Source organism: Streptomyces sp. NPDC040432 (assembly GCF_055595445.1).
In genome coordinates this window covers 17249-34405 of the sequence record NZ_JBVIVP010000042.1, presented here as the reverse complement: position 1 = coordinate 34405, position 17157 = coordinate 17249, and the positions used below count along the sequence as shown (strand labels likewise).

17 protein-coding genes are annotated in these 17157 nt (G+C 72.6%); 6 read left to right on the top strand and 11 right to left on the bottom strand.

What is annotated here, in order from left to right; genetic code table 11:
• Positions 1-1460: 1460 nt before the first annotated feature.
• Positions 1461-2018, bottom strand: coding sequence for an SMI1/KNR4 family protein (locus ACZ58N_RS38080; RefSeq protein WP_471169980.1), 558 nt, complete (start codon positions 2016-2018; stop codon positions 1461-1463).
• On the opposite strand from ACZ58N_RS38080, the gene ACZ58N_RS38075 reads away from it, so the two are divergent.
• A complete protein-coding gene (locus ACZ58N_RS38075; protein WP_471169977.1) occupies positions 1992-2255 on the top strand; it encodes a hypothetical protein in 264 nt (87 codons plus the stop codon). The genes ACZ58N_RS38080 and ACZ58N_RS38075 overlap by 27 nt on opposite strands.
• Positions 2256-2634: 379 nt before the next feature.
• Here ACZ58N_RS38075 and ACZ58N_RS38070 read toward each other — a convergent pair whose 3' ends face one another.
• Positions 2635-3174 (bottom strand): ABC transporter substrate-binding protein, encoded by a 540-nt coding sequence (locus ACZ58N_RS38070; RefSeq protein ID WP_471169974.1) that lies wholly within the window; start codon positions 3172-3174, stop codon positions 2635-2637.
• Between the two features lie 52 nt (positions 3175-3226).
• Here ACZ58N_RS38070 and ACZ58N_RS38065 point away from each other — a divergent pair, with 52 nt between their 5' ends.
• The 5 genes from ACZ58N_RS38065 (at position 3227) to ACZ58N_RS38045 (ending at position 6519) form a co-directional block, all read left to right on the top strand.
• The gene (locus tag ACZ58N_RS38065; protein ID WP_471169972.1) at positions 3227-4105 is read left to right on the top strand and encodes a glycosyltransferase family 2 protein; all 879 of its coding nucleotides are present in this window, start codon (positions 3227-3229) and stop codon (positions 4103-4105) included.
• 70 nt (positions 4106-4175) lie between these two features.
• Positions 4176-4400, top strand: coding sequence for a DUF397 domain-containing protein (locus tag ACZ58N_RS38060; RefSeq protein WP_471169970.1), 225 nt, complete (start codon positions 4176-4178; stop codon positions 4398-4400).
• Between the two features lie 127 nt (positions 4401-4527).
• The gene (locus tag ACZ58N_RS38055; protein ID WP_471169967.1) at positions 4528-4824 is read left to right on the top strand and encodes a hypothetical protein; all 297 of its coding nucleotides are present in this window, start codon (positions 4528-4530) and stop codon (positions 4822-4824) included.
• A complete protein-coding gene (locus tag ACZ58N_RS38050) occupies positions 4809-5081 on the top strand; it encodes a hypothetical protein (RefSeq protein WP_471169964.1) in 273 nt (90 codons plus the stop codon). Before ACZ58N_RS38055 ends, ACZ58N_RS38050 begins: the two co-directional genes overlap by 16 nt.
• Positions 5082-5556: 475 nt before the next feature.
• The gene (locus tag ACZ58N_RS38045) at positions 5557-6519 is read left to right on the top strand and encodes a helix-turn-helix transcriptional regulator (RefSeq protein WP_471169961.1); all 963 of its coding nucleotides are present in this window, start codon (positions 5557-5559) and stop codon (positions 6517-6519) included.
• Between the two features lie 45 nt (positions 6520-6564).
• On the opposite strand, the gene ACZ58N_RS38040 is transcribed toward ACZ58N_RS38045, so the two are convergent.
• From ACZ58N_RS38040 to ACZ58N_RS38000, 9 genes are read right to left on the bottom strand one after another with little or no spacing between them, the layout of a single operon-like run.
• A complete protein-coding gene (locus tag ACZ58N_RS38040; RefSeq protein WP_471169959.1) occupies positions 6565-6897 on the bottom strand; it encodes a hypothetical protein in 333 nt (110 codons plus the stop codon).
• Complete coding sequence (locus ACZ58N_RS38035; RefSeq protein ID WP_471169957.1) at positions 6894-9422, bottom strand: M16 family metallopeptidase; 2529 nt, start codon at positions 9420-9422, stop codon at positions 6894-6896. Before ACZ58N_RS38035 ends, ACZ58N_RS38040 begins: the two co-directional genes overlap by 4 nt.
• Positions 9422-10369, bottom strand: coding sequence for a hypothetical protein (locus ACZ58N_RS38030; protein WP_471169954.1), 948 nt, complete (start codon positions 10367-10369; stop codon positions 9422-9424). Before ACZ58N_RS38030 ends, ACZ58N_RS38035 begins: the two co-directional genes overlap by 1 nt.
• On the bottom strand, positions 10366-11082 hold the full coding sequence (locus ACZ58N_RS38025) for a flavoprotein (protein ID WP_471169951.1): 717 nt from the start codon (positions 11080-11082) through the stop codon (positions 10366-10368). Before ACZ58N_RS38025 ends, ACZ58N_RS38030 begins: the two co-directional genes overlap by 4 nt.
• Positions 11079-12041, bottom strand: coding sequence for an LLM class flavin-dependent oxidoreductase (locus tag ACZ58N_RS38020; protein ID WP_471169948.1), 963 nt, complete (start codon positions 12039-12041; stop codon positions 11079-11081). The genes ACZ58N_RS38025 and ACZ58N_RS38020 overlap by 4 nt, the downstream gene beginning before the upstream one ends.
• Complete coding sequence (locus tag ACZ58N_RS38015; RefSeq protein ID WP_471169946.1) at positions 12038-13873, bottom strand: ABC transporter ATP-binding protein; 1836 nt, start codon at positions 13871-13873, stop codon at positions 12038-12040. The genes ACZ58N_RS38020 and ACZ58N_RS38015 overlap by 4 nt, the downstream gene beginning before the upstream one ends.
• Positions 13870-15093: an ABC transporter permease gene (locus ACZ58N_RS38010; protein ID WP_471169943.1), complete on the bottom strand. Its 1224-nt coding sequence runs from the start codon at positions 15091-15093 to the stop codon at positions 13870-13872. The genes ACZ58N_RS38015 and ACZ58N_RS38010 overlap by 4 nt, the downstream gene beginning before the upstream one ends.
• Positions 15090-15977, bottom strand: coding sequence for an ABC transporter ATP-binding protein (locus ACZ58N_RS38005; protein WP_471169941.1), 888 nt, complete (start codon positions 15975-15977; stop codon positions 15090-15092). Before ACZ58N_RS38005 ends, ACZ58N_RS38010 begins: the two co-directional genes overlap by 4 nt.
• Positions 15970-17019 carry a methyltransferase gene (locus tag ACZ58N_RS38000; protein ID WP_471169938.1) on the bottom strand — a complete coding sequence of 350 codons (1050 nt, stop codon included), beginning with the start codon at positions 17017-17019 and terminating at the stop codon, positions 15970-15972. Before ACZ58N_RS38000 ends, ACZ58N_RS38005 begins: the two co-directional genes overlap by 8 nt.
• Positions 17020-17157 lie beyond the last annotated feature (138 nt).

The following is a 17157-nucleotide window of genomic DNA, read 5'->3' as shown; positions in this document are numbered from 1 at the left end:
GGACCCTTCGCGCTTCGCGCGAAGGAAGCGAACCCTTCGCGCTTCGCGCGAAGGAAGCGACCCGCCGAGCTGGGCCCTCCGGCCCGGCTGCGCCGAGCCGGAGGGCCCAGAGTGCTGCGCACTCTGGAAGGGAGTCCCCTGCGCTGCGCGCAGGCAGCGAGACGTTCTCGCTGCGCCCGAGCAAGGCCGGCCCTTTGGGCCGGGGTCCTTCGCTGCGCTTCGGACTGGTTCGGGCTTCGCCCGAAGTGACCCCGTTTCACGGGGTCCAGGCTTTCGGCCCGTTGGGTGGACCCGCTATGCGGGCAGCAGCCCCGGCGAGTCTTCTTGAAAGCCCGGGGGCCACGCTTCGCCGGCCGTCAACTCCCCAGCATCTTCCCGCTTTGGGGAGTTGAGGCTTCCGCGTTTCGCTGTACGCGCGTGCTATCGATAGCACGCCCAGCCTCGCGCATGGTTCTGCTCAAGTACTGCATACGCCCCATTGCCGTACTGCAACCTACAGGCGTGGTTGAGGTCCAGGCCTCGCACGTTGTAGGTCGCCCAGCCATACGGCGCGCCAATCCACATCGAGTCCACGCAGCGCCATCCCCTCGCATGGTTCTCAACCAAGCGGGCGACGCTGCCGTCCCCCGGAGCGACTGTCCTCTGACAGTAGGCGCCCAGGTCGATACCGCCGCGGCGAGTGGCCGCCGAGGCCGACGGAGCCATCACGGCCAAGCCTGACGTGACCACGACCATGACGGCCCCTGCCCTCAACCACTTCCGCAGACCCATGTCAGCCCCTTCTGTCGCCCCAAGGTCCCGCCCCTTCGCGGACCGAGAGCAACTCTGCCCCCGCCGGGCAGGCACTGGAGAGCCGTCGGACCACCCGAACACAAAAACGAGCAGTGGCTGCCCCGAACAACGACAACCTGCATCAAAAGAAAGATACTGTGTAGGCTCCCCTGGAAACCGTCACTTCCCACCTCGGAGACTGTCCATCCATATAGTGGACAGTCCGGCTTGCACAGCAAGTCAGCCCGCCCTGCAGGTCACCACAGCCGTGTCACATTCCGGCTCCCTTCCTACGGGCGCGGTGGTGGAACCGGTGTCCGAGTTGTTTGCCGAGCTGAGGCCTGTTCGCGACCGCCGACGATCGGCTCGTACGGGATGGGCCTGCTTCCGTGGTGGCGGTTCCTGGAATGCCCCGCAGTGGAGTGGCGCCGGGCTACCAGGATGGAGGCCCAGGACTTCGCCCGGTCGATGGCGATCGCGCCAAATCCCCTCCGAGCGCACTGGCGCGGGCGGCCGGCCCCGCTGCCGAGCCGACGGCCGGAGTGCCGAACGCCGTGACGGGGCGAGCAGGGCCAAGGCTGATCTACGCGGTGGCGACGCGAGCGCACCGCGAGACCGTGCTGCGGTCCTTCTGCGACTTTCACCAGGACGCGGGCACTGGCCCGGTCATCGAAGCGTTGGTGTTTCCGTTATGCGCCGTAGGACAGTCGGCTTGCGGCCTGGTCCCATGGCTGAGGCTCGACCAGGTCGTCCCTGTCGAAGGCGTCCTCCTCGAACCAGCCTGTTCCTGCAAGCCAGGTCTCCAGCCACGCTGCCAGGCCGGCGGAGTCAAGGAACCAACACGCATCCCACGACCCGCCGCTGTACGGGTTCGGCTCGAAGAGCAGGACCTGACCGTCTTCACTGAGACAATCAATGCCTGCGTACATGGCACAACCCCAGGTCAGAATCGGTACGACGCCTTCGGGCCACTTCGGGTGCTCCACTCCAACGGACGCCTCACGCCGCGTCAGGTACTCGCCCACGATGCTGGAGCCCGGACCGAGCAGTGGCAGCAGTCGGTAGTCCGGGCCGAAGCCGCCGTCGGCGACCTCGCGATACAGGCGCACAAGTAGGGGATGCATCGCGAAGCCCAGTTGCCCCTCGGCCTCCGCGATCTGGGCATCGCCGACAGGTACGGGAAGATCCTCGCTGTCCGATGCGGCCCGAAGGGCAACGCGTTGCACGAGGTCATCAATGTCGGTCATGACCGTGATGCTGTCAGCTGCCACCGACATCTCGACGGCCAGGGCGCACTGGTCGGCTCCCGGAAGTTCAGAGAAGCTTGCGTCCGCTGCTCCCTCCTGCGCCCGGACCCTGTCCAGCGCAGCAGGCTGCTGAAGATCCGCGACAGCCTGCTCGACCGGATCGACGAAGCCGAGCGTGACAAGTCCAAGATCAGCCAGATCAACTCGGCGGCACCGAGCGGTCCCGTCCTCTTCTGATGCCGAGAGCGGACCAGTGAGAGCGATCAGGCTGCGGCCGCGCGGGGCAGTCTCCGGTCCCCAAGGGGTGATCAGCGGACTCGGGCAACCGACGCCCGGATAGGGTCGGTGGGGATGATCTCTGCCTCGTCGAAGAGCTGCTCCAACGCCTCGTGCCCGTGACGCCTGCGGAACTCGACCCCGGCACCCACTGTTCCCCGATCGGCATGCTGTGGTCCAGGTCGAGTCGACGTCCTCCGCAGTGGTAAGAGGCGGTCATCGCCATGAGCTCGATGACCGCTGGTCGCGGGTATGCGCGGTCACGACGAGCTCAAGGCCGTGACCGTCCTTTTCCATCGCGGCCAGCACCCGGCGGGGGTCGGTTTGTAGGGGGCCGCCACTAATCGCTCTTCGCGGCATGCGCTCCGCGTTCGTGTCGGCTCCCGGATTCGAGGAAAGCCAGCACCGCCTCGAAGCCGTCGCTCCGCAGCATGCTCTGGATCAGCTCCTTCTCCGTGCCGAGCACCGAGACTCCGTCAACGTCCATGTCGGTGAGTCGCAGGTACGTGCCGTCGGCGTCCGACTTGAGGCGGTAGGTCACGGCCGGTGTACGGGAAGGGTCCCCGGGGGACCGAGTGGCCGTCGCGTTCACGCGGTGTGCCGTGGGCTTGTCCGTAGAGGCGGTTGTGAGGGCGACCGGCCCGATGTCGAGGAAGGCTGCGGCGACCTTGGCGGTCCAGTGCGGGGCGAAGGCGCAGAGGTAGCGGTCGCGATCCGGCGCGCTGAGGGCGCGGGCCTCTCTGCGTCCCATCGCGAAGGCAGCGGCGTACTTGGCTCTCAGCGCGGGCTCCAGCAGCGCGGCACGCGCGTTCGCATCGGCATCCGCGTTCAGGACGTCGGCGACGAGAGCGGACACGAAAGCCACGGGATCGGTTGTCACCCTCTATAACCTAGCCAGGGTTGCGGACCACACGAAAGCGGAAGGCAGTTCTGTGAGCGGTGGCACCACCCGTCCCACGGTCGGCGCCGTCGTCCTGACGATGAACGATCGCCCGGACGACTTCCCCCGGGCCATGGCCTCCCTCCTCGCCCAGCAGGGCATCGAGCTGGATGTCGTCGTGGTCGGCAACGGCTGCGTCCCCGACCAGGTCCCCGCCGGTGTCCGCACCGTCGACCTGCCGGAGAACGTCGGCATCCCCGAGGGCCGGAACATCGGCGCCGACCAGGTCAAGGGCGACTACCTGTTCTTCTTCGACAACGACGCCCACCTCCCCGACACCGACACCCTCGCGCGTCTGGTCGCCGAATTCCCCCGCGACCCCCACCTCGCCTACGCGCAACCCCGGATCTGCGACCCCGTCACCGGCACGACCCTGCGCCGGTGGGTACCGCGCCTGCGGGCCTCCGACCCGGCCCGCTCCGGCATCGTCACGGTCATGGCCGAAGGCGTCGTCATGGTCAGCCGCGACCTCTACGACCGGGCCGGCGGCTGGCCCGGTCACTTCTTCCTCTTCCACGAGGGGGTCGAACTCGCCTGGAGACTGTGGGATCTCGGCTGCCACGGCCGATACCTGCCCGACATCGTCGTCCACCACCCGGCCACCGACCCCGCGCGCCACGACACCTTCCACCGCCTCAACGCCCGCAACCGCGTATGGGTCGCCCGCCGGAACCTCCCCCGCCCCCTCATCGCCCTCAACCTCGCCACGTGGTGGCTCCTCACCCTGGCGCGCACCCACGACCGCAAAGCCCTCCAGGTCTCCCTCGCCGGATTCCGGGAAGGACTGACCGGGGGACAAGGACCTCGACGGCCCATGTCGTGGAAGACGGTGGTCCGCCTCACCCGCGCGGGCCGACCCCCCGTCTTCTGACCCGACCGCCTCACCCACCGGCCTGTCGCGCCATCCCCGCCGGCGGCAGCCACAGCGAAAGGCTGAACGCATGACCACCACGCTCCCCCCGGCCGCACAGGCCGCGCTCCCCTGGCGAAAGTCGAGCCACTCAGGGGCGAATGAGAGCCAATGCGTGGAAATCGCGCCCCTCACCGGCATCGGCCACGACGCCATCGCCGTCAGGGACTCCACACGGCCCGATGGCCCGATCCTGCGGATCGGCCCCGACGCCTTCGCCACGTTCGTCTCCCACACCCGAACGGCGTCCGCCTGACCGACCCCCGGGCCCATCACCACACACCACGGCAGCCGGGCAGAATGGTCTCGTGCAACGGAACCCCGGGCGGCCGTCCGAGCCGACCGGGGTGCCGGCCGGCCCCGCCACCGAGGGAGTGAAATTCGTGAACGCACTGCCCCAGCACGAGGCCGAGCCCCTGCCCCGCACCCCGAACTCGATCGCCGCCGCCCTCAACCCGACCCGCAAGGGCCTCTTTCTTGAGGAGCTGCTGGCCGCCGAGGCGGGGGATGCGATGCTCGCCGTCATGGACCGGTGGCACCTTCGAGCCGTCGCCGACTCCACCCGCAGCGAAGCCGACCGCGCCCAGGTCGCCGCCCTACGAGCCGGCGACCCGTCCGGCCTGCACCCGCTCGACGAGGTCCTCACCGCCCTGAGCAGCCGCCGGTGCGCCACGGCCTGAGCGACCAGGCCGCCGCGGTGCTGTCCGCCATGGCCGACAAGGCACCCGAGGCGTTCGCCGCCACCGTACGGACCCTCACCGTCATCACCGCCGCGCACGAGCAGGACACCGTCCCGGCGGGCGCCACCCCCACCGACCGGTTCGGCGACGTGCACGACCTCCCGGTTCCTGGCCACCCCGTGCTCGTCGAGTGGTTCAGCGGCAACCCCGACGCCATCACCATCACCCGCGTCACGTGGATGGACACCAGCGCGTAGCCGCGCCCGCGAAGCCCCGGCCGGCACCACGACAGCGCGCCCGCGAGAGCGGCGGTCGACGACACGTCTTCCAAGGCCGGCGCACCCACGAGCCCCGCACTTCCTCGGGGGTATGCGAAACGGTCCCGGGCGAGCGCCCGGGACCGTTTGACCCGCTTGCCACGGTCTACGTGTGATCCTGCGCGTGGGTCTCGGCACCCCCGGTCGCACGGTCGTCGGCCCACGCGAACCCGCGCCGGGCCCGGGGATGGTATGGCCGGCTCCTGCCCGTTCACGCATCCAATGGCAGGGACGTGGCGTGAAACAGGTGGCTGAAAGCCGAAAACATAGCCGTGGAACGATCACCGCACTATCATCCGATTTTGCTTGGGCTTGACCAGAAGCCCAGGTGAAAGCAATGCGGGGGAATCACATGCATCACCATTTGGGTCGGCTCGGAGTAGAAGAAAAGCAAGAGCAGGCATACAGAGGCCTGTTGCGCTGTACACGGGCGACGCCCCACACCCTTGCGGTCCACCTCGGCTGCGACGACGCCGAGGCCGCGGAATCCGTTTTGAACACTCTGGTGGCCATGGGCATGGCCACCGCGGACGGGACGGACGTCTACCGGCCGGTCGCGCCGAGCACGGTGGTCGCCCGGCTCGTCGAGCGGCGGCTCAAGGCCCTCCACGAAGAAATGCGGCACGTCTCGGAGACCCGGGACCTGCTCGAATCCCTGCTGCGCGAACAGGAATTCGACAACGGGGGCCCGTACGGCGGCTCCCGGACCGACGCGCCGCTCATCGAACGGCTCGAAGGCCTCGTCAAAGTCCGCGAGAAACTCGACGAGCTGTCGTTCTTCTGTCGGACGGAACTGCTCGCCACCCAGCCGGGCGGCCCGATGACGAAGGACAACATCGCCGCCGCGCGACCGCTGACCGAGCAGCTGCTGCGGCGCGGGGTCGCGATGCGCACCATCGTGGAGAGCGGCGCCGTCGCAGACCTGGCCACCGCCGCCTACCTGCAGGAGCTCACGACCAAGGGGGTACGGATCCGGGTCGTGAAACGGACCGCCGAACGGCTGCTGATCTTCGACCGCCAGACCGCGCTGGCGCCCATCGACCCGAACGACTCGACGCTGGGCGCGGTCGCCGTCCGCGAGCCGGGTCTCGTCGGCGGCATGATCTCGCTCTTCGACCGGATCTGGGCCGAGAGCCGCGAGCTCGACGAGGTCGTCGGCAGCCCTGCGGTGGGCGAGGGCCTGGAGGGCGGACTGTCCGAGCTGGAACGGCAGATCCTGGCCACCATGCAGATGGTCGACAAGGACGAGATCGGCGCGCGCGAGGTCGGCGTCTCCGTCCGCACCTACCGCAAGTACGTTGCCGCGCTCATGGGTCGGCTGGAGGCGGCCAACCGCTTCCAGGCGGCGCTGCTGGCCCGCGACCGCGGCTGGATCTGACCAGCCCCCGGATCCCGGGGAGGGGGGACGGGACACCCCGCCGCGTCAGCGGCTCGGGGTGTCCTCGGGGTCGAGCAGCCACTCCCAGCCGACCAGCCCCGGGTCCTGCCAGAGCCTCCGCAGTTCCTCGGTGACGGCCTCGGCGGGCGTCGCCCGCGGCAGGACGACCGCCAGCGAGAAGCCGACGGCGAAGAACTGCACCGTTCCGCGCCATCCCGGCGGCAGCAGGGACGACACGCGCACCGCGGTGGTCTCCGGCGCCCAGGGCCGCTCGTGGGCGGGCGCGGACACCGTCGCCGGGGAGGGCATCACCAGGACGCGCAGGAAGGTCAGCGCACCGGCGTCCCGCTGCGCGGGATCGCGAGGGCCGTCGGTCATGCCGCCCGCCCGCCCGGCAGGGCCCGCGCCGCCTCGTCCGTGTCGGCCGTGCCGGCCGTCCCCGTCAGGTCCGGCGCGTCCGTCCGCACGGTCAGGGCCGTCAGCGGGCGCTCCGCGAACATCCGTACGGCGGCTCGGGAGACGTCGGTGTGCGGGGCCTCGCGCAGCGCCCGGGGCAGGCGCATGAGCCAGGTCGCGTCGTGCCCGTAGGCGGCGGTCTGACAGAGCATGTCCGCAAGGGTCTCCTGTGTGTCGAACACGCTCAGCACCTGGCCCGCGCAGAAGATCCGCGTGGCGTCCGTCTCGGCCGTCGTGAACGGTTCGCGCGCCAGCCGGCGCACCTGCTCGCGCAACTCCCTTACTGTATGCGGCCGGTACGGCCCTTCGCGCCAGGCCCGCAGGTAAGCACGGTGGCCCGCGGCGATCGTGTCGCGACCGATGATCACGGTCAGGCCAGGAGTGCGGTCGACGGCCAGCCGGGAGCCGAACCAGCCGCCCAGCGCGGCCGTGGCCAGGTAGTCCGCGGCCTCCGTCGCGGTGCTCATCGCCGCGGGCGCGCAGAGGGTCACGTGCGCCTCGGCGGCACCCGTCCGGTGCAGGGTCAGCACGGTGTCCTCTCCGTAGGCGTCTCCGGGCCCCGGCGCCGCCCCCTCGGGGGTGACGGCGTCGGCGGCGTTCCACCCGGCGAGGGTACGGGCCACCAGGGCGGCCGTGGCGTCCGGGTCGCCGGGACCCGTCACCACGACCACGGCGCCCGCCGGTCCGGGCAGTGCGGCGGCGCCGCCGGCCGCCGGGACCAGCCGCCGGCGCAGCGCGGCGTCGGCGGCCCGCTGGAGCGCGGTCGCTGCCGGAGCGGCCGACGCCGTCGCCCGCGCGGGCCCGTTCGGCGCGCCCGCTGCGCCCGTACCGGCGGCCAGGACCGCTTCGGCGACCGTGCGCAGCCAGTCCCCGGCCCGCTCGGCCGGCGCGTGACCGCTCACTTCCAGCCACTGGTCGTCCGTGGTCACCTGGACGGTGCCGAAGTGTCCCGTGGCGTGCCAGGCCGCGCCCGCCCGCAGCTGGGCCTCGTACGCCAGCCGCCGGATCCGGCCCGGGGCACGCCAGCCGTCCGGACCGAGCGGCGCCTTGATCCGCAGCTCGGCGAGCGGGGTCCGCTCGTCCCGGTAGCAGACCACGCGGGTGCCGGCCGGGGTGAAGGTCTCGGCCCACGCGGGCACCACCGGTTCCCCGGTGGCACGCGGGGTACCGACCGGGGCGGCCGGGGCCTCGTACGGCGCCGGGCGCGTGCGCTCCGGGCCCGGCGCCAGCACCAGCACGGCCCGTGCCGACCCGCGCAACGCCCGCGCCGCCCCGGCCACTTCGGCGGGGCCGATGTCGGCCAGGAGGTCCGGCAGCTCGGCGAGGAGTCCGGGGCGGCCGAAGAGCAGCTCCAGCCGGCCCAGCGCGCGGGCCCGGGTCTGCAGGTCGTCGTGGCGGCGCACGTGGTCCAGGGCCAGGTCGCGGACGGCCGTGCGGACCGCCTCGCCGTGGCCCGGCGTGCCCGGCTCAGCCCAGTGCGCCAGCCCGGCGTCGACCCGTTCCACGAACCGTTCGGGGGCGGTGTCCGGCGGCAGCAGCCCGGTGACCACCAGGGTTTCGGGGGCCAGGGCGTCGAGCGGCCCGAAGAAGCCGCAGCTCGTTTCGACGGGACCGCCACCGCCCGCCGCGCCGGTGGCGCGCAGCAACCGGGCCAGCACGGTGTGCGCGAGGTACCCGGCCAGGTCGCCGGCGGGGTCCGGCAGCCGGAAACCGAGCGCCACGGCGGTCGCGGGCACGCCGGGTTCGGTGCCGTACGCCCACCGGTCCGCCTCCGGTGCCCGCTCGCGCAGGTCCGGGCGGGCGGGCACGGGCCGCCCCGGGATGTCCCCGAAGTGCCGCTCCACCAGCGCGCGGGCCTCGGCCGCGTCGAACCCGCCGACGAGCGTCAGCACGGCGTTGCCGGGCGCGTAGTGCTCGGCGAAGAAGGCCCGGCAGTCGGCGACGGTCGCCGCGCGCAGCCGCTCCGCGTCCCCGTACCCGTCATGCGCGTTGGCGTACGAGCGGTAGAGCACGGCGGGCAGCAGCGGCCAGGGGAAGCCGCCGTACGGGCGGTCCACGGTCGTCCCGCGGATCTCCAGGGCGACTCCCTCCAGCTGCTCCGCGAGGGCCTCCTCGGTGAACAGCGGCGCCCGCATCCGGTCGGCTTCGGCGAACAGCGCCCCGTCGAGCGCGGAGGCGGGCACGGCCTGGTAGTAGTCCGTGTAGTCCTGGTGCGTGGTGCCGTTGGCCGAGCCGCCGAGTCGGTGGATCCGGTCGTAGAACTCGCCTCCGGCCAGTTGGGCGCTGCCCTGGAACATGAGGTGCTCGAAGAGGTGCGCGAAGCCCTCGCGGCCGGGGGGTTCGGACCGGAATCCGACCCCGTAGTGCACGGCCACCGCCACCCGGGGGTGGCGGTGGGAGGGGGCGAGCACCACCCGGAGCCCGTTGGGCAGGGTGAAGCGGTGCATCAGTGGTCTCCTGGTGCGGTGGGACCGCCGAGGCCGGTGAGGTAGCCGAGGAAGCCGGCGAAGCGTTCGACGGTCTCCGGGTGCCAGCCGACGTAGGCGGTGTAGTCGTGCAGGTGCAGGGCGATGCGCAGGGCCGCCAGCCGCGGCCGCAGCGGGCCGAGGGGGCGCCCGTACCCCTCCTCGACGGCGTCGACGAGGGACTGCCAGGTCTGGTTGTCGCCGCCGAGCTGCCAGGCGAGCTCGGTGAGCTCGCCGACGGCCCAGCCCACGTCGGAGTACCAGGGGGCGAGGCACAGGTCCTCGCCGGCCAGCAGCTCCACGGGGCCGTCGGCGGCGGGGCCGGACGCGGGGGCCGCGACGAGCGAGCCGAGGCCGGGCGCGCCGTGGGAGACGACGAGGGCCGGGTCGGCCGCGAGTTCGGCGGTCCAGTCGCGCAGCCGGTGCCAGCGCTCGGCGCCGAGCCGCTCGCGCAGTACGGACGCGGCCTGAGCGGCCCAGACCTCCGGCGCGCGGCCAGCGAGCCACACGTCGAGCCGGGCCCAGCCGCGCGAGGCGGTGGACGGGGCCGGCACGCCGGCCGGAGCGGGCACCGGGACGGGAGCGGTGTGCAGGGCGGCGAGGGCACGGCCGAGGGCATGCAGGGGCGTGCGCAGCCCGGGGTGCGGGCCGTGCCGCAGCAGGTGGCCGGCCACGGACTCGCCCCCGGACAGGCCCCGGTAGGCGCGTGCGCCGCCGGGCAGCTCCTCCCCGTAGACCAGGCGCACGCCCGCAGTCCGGGGAGTCTCGGGGAGCGTGGTCGGGAGCGGGTGGAAGCCGGCGGGGGCGAGTGGTCCGGGCTCGCGGATCCACAGGCCGCCGTGGACGGTCGTGCGCAGCAGGCCGGTCCCGAAGCGGACGGGACCGCCGCCGACGTCCTCGGCGATCTCCCTCACCGCGGTGGCGGTCACAGCGTGCTCGCCGGCGCCGGGAGGGGCACGGACCTGGCGGCGGCCAGTTCGCGACGGCGCTGCTCGACCATCGCGAGCGCGTCCGGCAGCGGTGCGGGGGCCCAGGCGTCCTCGCGGCCCGTGGTCATGGAGAGCCCGGGACGCGGCGGCAGGACGGCCACGTTGGGCCGGGCGGCCAGCGCCGCGTGGTGGGCCCGGTAGGCGGCGCTGTGCAGCCCGCCCGGCGGCAGCGCGGGCAGCAGTACCACCGGGGCGGTGGTGCACTGCGCGGCCAGCAGCGCGGGGCTGTCGGCCAGCCCGAGGGCCAGGCGCGCCATGAAGTGCAGGGTGGCGGGGGCGACGACGACAGCCTCGGCCCACTCGGTCCACAGCACGTGCCGCGCGTGCACCTCGTCCTCGGCCCAGCGGTCCGGCAGGACCTCGGCGCCGCTGTGCGCGGCGAGCGTGACCCGGCTGACGAACCGTTCGGCGCTCGCGGTCACCCCGATCCGCAGCACCAGGGACGGGTAGGTGTTGCGCAACCAGCCGAGCCAGTAGGGCAGTTCGGCGGCGGCCACGGACCCGGTCACCACGAGCAGCAGCCGCGAGATCCCCAGGGCGGGCTCCGGCACGGCGGCCACGGAACCGGGGGCGGCCTGCACGGCGGCGGCCTCGGGGGCAGCCTCCGGGGCCGGCATGACCTGGGTCGCGACGGCCTGCGTACCCGCGCTCACCGCGTCAGCTCCGGCAGCATCGCCCGCAGGTCCGCCAGCGCGGAGGGCAGCCCCTCCACCTGGCACACGCCGGTCAGGTTCAGCGCGATCTCGTCGACGCCCACCGCCGCGTACTCCACGAGCCGGTCCCGCACCTCGCTGATGTCGCCGTGGACGAACGCACCGCCCTCTATCACGGCCTTCGCGACGGCCAGCGGGTCGGGCTGGTCGGCGTCGATGCCCGAGCGGCGCAGCATGTCCTGGTAGTGCGGCATCGACAGGTGGCCGGTGTTGCCGGCCAGGACCAGCTTCGCCGGGTCCCGGTCGGGCGTGGTGAGCGCCACCGGGACCATCGCCACCAGGCGCGGCATCGGCCGGCCCGCGGCCTCGGCCCCGGCCCGGAGCTCGGGAACGATGACGTCCCGCAGGTACTTCGGCGGGGTCAGCCACGTGATGGCCACGTCCGCCACCTCGCCGGCCAGCCGGGCCATCTTCGGCCGCAGCACGCCGGCGCCGAGCTCGACGGGCGGTCCTGGCAGGGACGGCAGCCCGATGCGGCAGTCGAAGTACTCGCCCCGCAGCTCGACCTCGCGGCCGGCCAGCAGGCCGCCCATGATGGTGAAGTACTCGCGCACCGCGCCCAGCTGGCTGCGGTAGGGCGCACCCAGCACGTTCTTCTGGAGGATCGCCGCGCCCGGTCCGATGCCCGCGACCACCGGGTGGCCGGTGGTCACCGCGAGGGACTTGGCCTGGAGCGCCGCCTCGATCGGGTGCCGGAAGGGCATCAGCGTGACCGCCGTGCCCACCGGGATCCGGAATCCGGAGGCCGCCGCGTAGGTGAACGTCTGGTACGGCTCGGACATCAGGGCCTGGCCCTGCCACAGCCGGTCCGCGGCGCCGGAGGCGACCAGCGCGGCCAGCGGGAGCGCCTGCTCGTGCCGGGTCGGCATGAACGGCATCATGATCGAGTACTTGGTCATGCCGTGACTTCCTTCGTGGACCGGGCCGCCGGGGTGGCGGCGCCGCTGAGCAACTGGGCGCTGACCAGTTCGATGTAGGCGGGGCTGGAGTCGAGCAGTTCGTCGTGCGTGCCCTCTGCGATGACCCGGCCGCGGTCCATGACGACGACCTTCGCGGCGTGCCGGACGGTGGACAGGCGGTGCGCCACCACCAGGACCGCGCGGTCCTCGGCGAGGGTGTCGACGATCTGTCGCAGCCGCTGCTCGTTGACGCTGTCGAGCTGCGAGGACGGCTCGTCGAGGAGGACCAGGCTGCTGTCCGCCAGCACCGCGCGCGCCAGGGCGACCCGCTGGCGCTGACCGCCGGAGAGGTCGTTGGCGCCGCCGAGGACGGTGTCCAGGCCGTCGGGCAGCGCCCGGACGGGGGCGTCGAGGCCGACCGCGGCGAGTGCCGCGTACAGCTCCTCGTCGGTCGGCACGGCGGCCAGGCCCAGGCTCAGGTTGGCCCGTACGGTGTCGCCGAGCAGGGTGAACGCCTGGTCGACGAAGGCGATCCGGCCGCGCAGTTCGTTCAGCGGCAGGCGCGCGGCCTCCTCTCCGAACAGGTGCACACGGCCCGACTGCGGCTCCATGAACCGTTCGATGAGGGCCAGTGCGGTGGACTTGCCGGCGCCGGAGAGACCGACGACGGCCGTCAGGCCCCGGGCGGGGACCTCGAAGTCCACGCCGCGCAGGACTGGTTCGTGGCCGTAGCCGAAGGTCACGTCCTCGAATCGGACGGCGGGGGCCGGATCGGGGGTGTTCCGGCCGCCCGCCGTCCGGGCCTGCTCGGCCGTGCCGGGCGCCAGGTCCTCCACCGGCAGGGCGAAGACGTCGTTGAACCGCTGCCTGGAGGTGAGCCCGGCCTGGATCTGCGCGGCACCGGAGGCCGCCATGATCAGGGGAGCGGTCAGCTGGAGCAGGTAGAGGAGGAAGGCGACGAAGTCGGGGAGGGCGAGGTCACCGGAGACGAGCCGGGCGCCGCCGCCGAGCAGGACGGTCAGCAGGGCGATCTGCTGGCCCAGGTTGATCACGGGGACGACCAGCGACTCCATGCGCGCCGCGTCCACGCCCAGCTTCTCCAGCCGCCGCGCGTGACCGTCCAGCGTGCGGCCGACCCGTTCCTCCGCCCGGTACGCCTTGATGACGACGAGGGCGTCGAGCGCGGTGATGAACTGGTGGGTCAGCGTGCCGATGTCGTCCTGCATGCTCTGGTACGTACGCCGCAGTCCGCGGATCACGACGGCGACGATGGCCAGGGCGCACACGAAGCCGGCCAGGGTGATCAGCAGCAGCACCCAATCCAGGGCGCCCATGATGACGATGGTGCCGAGCAGGGTGATCGCGGCCATCGGGAGCTGGATCGGCCCGATGTTGATGGCGCCCTTGAGCTGCATGGCGTCGGCGGTCAGCCGGGTGGCGAGGTCGCCGCTGCCCAGCGCCTTGGCGTCGGACAGCCGCATCGCCAGGCCGCGCCGCATCGTGGTGATGCGCAGCCGGCGCACGAGCTGCTCGCCGAGGCGGGACAGCAGGAACGCGGCGAGCGCTCCCGCCAGGGCGGAGCCCAGTCCGGTACCGATCATCAGCAGGGCGGCCGGGGTGAGTCCCTGGCCCTGCTGGACCTGCTGGACCAGCTCGGCGACGACCAGCGGCAGTGCGAGGGTGGCGGCGGCGGAGACCGCCGCGAGCAGGGCGATCACGGCCATCTGGAGCCGGTTGCCGGGCCGGAACAGCTCGCGCAGGATGCGCAGTTCGCCGTCCCAGGAGTCGGCGGCGCGTTCGGCGACCGCCTCGGTCTTGGTGGTGCCGGTCATGACATTCCCCCCAGTCGGGCGTTGCGCAGGGCGGTCCGGGCCTTGACGATGCCTCCGTGCTGGAGCAGGCCACCGATGTAGATCCGGCCGCCGACGCGCAGCAGCGCGGCGATCGAACCGAGCAGCAGGACGCCGGCCAGGGCGACCTCCCACCACGGCACGCTCTCGCTCGCCATCCTGACCGGCATCACGGCCGAGGACAGGCCCGGCACCAGGGAGAGCACCCGGGTGAGGGTGTCGCTGATCCCGGTGAAGGGCGCCAGCGCGGCCATCAGGCTCAGGGTCTGGAGCATGCTGACCGGACCGGCCGCGTGCTGGAGGTCCTCGGCCCGGGAGGCCAGGGCCCCCGCGACGGCCCACAGGGCGGCGAAGCCCAGGAAACCGGGGATGAACCAGAGCACCACGGACACGCTGGTGCCGATCGCGTCGGCCGGCGCGTCCACCAGGTCGGCGGCGATGGCGACCGTGACGCCGCCCGCCGCCATGGCGCTGATCTGCACGAACGCCACGAGCCCGATGCCGAGCACCTTGCCCGCCAGCAGCTGCCAGGCGTGCACCTTGGCCAGCAACACCTCGACGATCCGGCTGGACTTCTCCTCCAGGACGCCCTGGGCGATGCCCTGGCCGAACATGAAGGTCAGGAAGAACAGGGCCATCACGCCGATCGCGGCGGTCATGGTCCGCTCGGTCGTACGGTCCGCGTCCGGGTCGAGCGCGGACACGGTCAGCGGCCGTACGGCCAGGGCCCGCGCGATGGCGGGGTCGGTCAGTCCGCCGTCCCGCAGCCGTTCGGTGGTCTGCGCCGTGCGGTGGGCCTCGTACAGCGGGCCGGCCAGCGGCTCGGGAAGCTTCTCGCGCACCAGGACCCGGCCTTCGCCGACCAGCGCGGCGTCGGCCTTCTCCGCCCGTACGGCGGCCTCCGCGTCCGCCTCGTTCTCGTAGGGGACGACCTGCACGCCGCGCGCGCCACCGTCGCCGGATGCCCCGGCGGTCTGCGCGCGCAGCGATTCGGTCAGGTCCCGGTGTTCGCCGACGACGGCGACGACCGGACGGTCCGCGGCGCCGGTGAAGACCTTCTGCAGCCCGAGGGCACCGCAGAACACCAGGATCATCATGACGAGGGAGGCCCACAGTTCCTTGCGCTGGAACTGCGTGACGATCTCGCGCCGGGCAACGAGGCCGACGAGGGTCAGCGGCCCGTGCGGGGTGTTCCGGTTCATGCTGCCACCGCCTCGCGGAAGATTTCGGTCAGGGACGACTCGCGCCAGGCGAAGTGGACGATGTCGCCGTGGGACTGGGCGGCCGAGAGGATCTCCCGTACGGGGACCTGCTCCTCGACCTCCAGCGTGTAGCGGTCGTGGCGCGCCTCGACGACGCGGGTGCCGGCAACGGCCGACGCCCACCCGGCCGGCGCGCCCTCCAGGGCGATCTCCAGGCGACGGGTGTTCCTGCCGCGCAGTTCCTCCACCGTCCCCTCGGCGACCAGGGCGCCGTCGCGGACGATGCCCACCCGGTCGCACAGCCGCTCCACCAGGTCGAGCTGGTGGCTGGAGAAGACGACGGGGACGCCGTCGCGGGTGAACTCGGTCAGCGCCTGCGCCATCGCGTCGGAGGCGACCGGGTCGAGGCCGGAGAACGGCTCGTCCAGGATCAGCACACCCGGGCGGTGGATCAGGGCGGCGATCAGTTGGACCTTCTGCTGATTGCCCAGCGACAGCTTGTCCAGCACGTCCTTGGGGCCCATCTTGACCCCGAGCCGCTCGATCCACTCGTCGGCCCGGGTCTTGGCCTCGCGGGCCCCCATGCCGCTGAGCCGGGCGAAGTAGACGAGCTGGTCGCGGGGGCGCATCTTGCCGTACAGGCCCCGCTCCTCGGGCATGTAGCCGATGAGCCGGCGGCCGGCGCTGTCGACGGGACGGCCCTCGAAGCGGACCTCGCCGGTGTCGGCGGCCAGCATGCCGAGCGCGATGCGCATGGCGGTGGTCTTGCCGGCGCCGTTGGCTCCGCAGAACCCGTACAGCTCACCGGGGCGGACCTGGAAGGACAGTCCGCGCAGGACCTTCTTGTCGCCGAACCCCTTGGTGAGAGTGTCGAACTCAAGCACCGGCCACCTCCGGGACGCGGTCCCCGGCGGCCGCCGGGGAGAACTCGACGACGGACCGCACCGGGGTGACCGGACCCTGCCAGGTCGGGGTGAGACCGGCCCGCTCGGCCAGGTCCTTGACGGCCTCGACGGTCCGTGCGGGGACCGGGACGGTGGCGGCGACACGCAGCGCCGCGTCGGCGGCGGCCAGGCCCGTGCCCATCTCGGGCAGGTTGATCTCGGCGAGGAGCACCCGCCCGTCGGGGCCGGCGGCCTCGGCGACGCGGCGCAGGATGGCCACGGACTTCTCGTCGCTCCAGTCGGCGAGGATCCCTGACAACAGGTAGACGTCGTGTCCCTTGGGCAGTTCCTCGAAGAAGCTGGCGGCGACGGCGGTGCCGCGGTCGGCCAGGCCCGCCTCCTCGATGCGGCGGGCGGCGATCCCCGCGACGTTGGGCAGGTCGACGACGGTGCCCCGCAGGTGCGGGTGGGCCCGCAGCAGCTCGATGAGCAGGGTGCCGTTGTTGCCGCCGATGTCGGCGACGCTGCGGACCGTCGACCAGTCGTACGCGCGGATCACGGCGTCGGCGTCCCAGCCGGCCTCGGTCGGCCCCTCGGCCTCCAGGGCTCTGACGTAGACCGGGTCGGTGTTGATCTCGTCCCAGTAGTCGCGGCCGAAGACGGCTGCGTGGGAGGCCTCGCCGGTTCGCACGGTGTGCAGCAGGCCCACCAGCCCGAGGGAGACCCGGCCGAACAGGCCCTCCATGCTGAGGTACTGGGCGAGGCTCGGCTCCTGGCTGCGCAGCAGCGGGCGGGAGAGGTCGGTGAGGGCGTGGACGCCGTCGGCGTCGACCGTGAACAGCCCCAGTTCCACGAGGTAGCGCAGGAGTTTCGCGAACACCTCGGGGTGCGCGCCGGCCCGTTCGGCCAGCGTCGCGGCGGTGCCGCCTCCCTCGGCCACCAGGTCGGCGATGCCGAGGGTGGCAACCACGCGGACGGCGTTGGGCTTGAGGAGGTCGGCCATGTCGAGGAGGGTCCGGGTGTGTGCGCTGTTGTCGGTCATTCGCCTGGGCTTCCCGTTGTGGAGGTGAGGGGTTCGATGGGCACGGGGCCCGGAAGTGGGGCGGGCGCGGGGCCCGGAAGTCAGGTGCGGGCGCGGGGGCCCGGGAGCGGGGCCGTGAGGCCCGGGGGGGCGGCGGGT

What these genes read in the sequence shown, in the direction of transcription:
- ACZ58N_RS38080 (WP_471169980.1), bottom strand. Translation starts at nt 2,018, where the DNA reads ATGACCGACATTGATGACCTCGTGCAACGCGTTGCCCTTCGGGCCGCA.
- ACZ58N_RS38060 (WP_471169970.1), top strand. Translation starts at nt 4,176, where the DNA reads ATGACCACCACGCTCCCCCCGGCCGCACAGGCCGCGCTCCCCTGGCGA.
- ACZ58N_RS38040 (WP_471169959.1), bottom strand. Translation starts at nt 6,897, where the DNA reads ATGACCGACGGCCCTCGCGATCCCGCGCAGCGGGACGCCGGTGCGCTG.
- ACZ58N_RS38035 (WP_471169957.1), bottom strand. Translation starts at nt 9,422, where the DNA reads ATGCACCGCTTCACCCTGCCCAACGGGCTCCGGGTGGTGCTCGCCCCC.
- ACZ58N_RS38020 (WP_471169948.1), bottom strand. Translation starts at nt 12,041, where the DNA reads ATGACCAAGTACTCGATCATGATGCCGTTCATGCCGACCCGGCACGAG.
- ACZ58N_RS38015 (WP_471169946.1), bottom strand. Translation starts at nt 13,873, where the DNA reads ATGACCGGCACCACCAAGACCGAGGCGGTCGCCGAACGCGCCGCCGAC.
- ACZ58N_RS38010 (WP_471169943.1), bottom strand. Translation starts at nt 15,093, where the DNA reads ATGAACCGGAACACCCCGCACGGGCCGCTGACCCTCGTCGGCCTCGTT.
- ACZ58N_RS38000 (WP_471169938.1), bottom strand. Translation starts at nt 17,019, where the DNA reads ATGACCGACAACAGCGCACACACCCGGACCCTCCTCGACATGGCCGAC.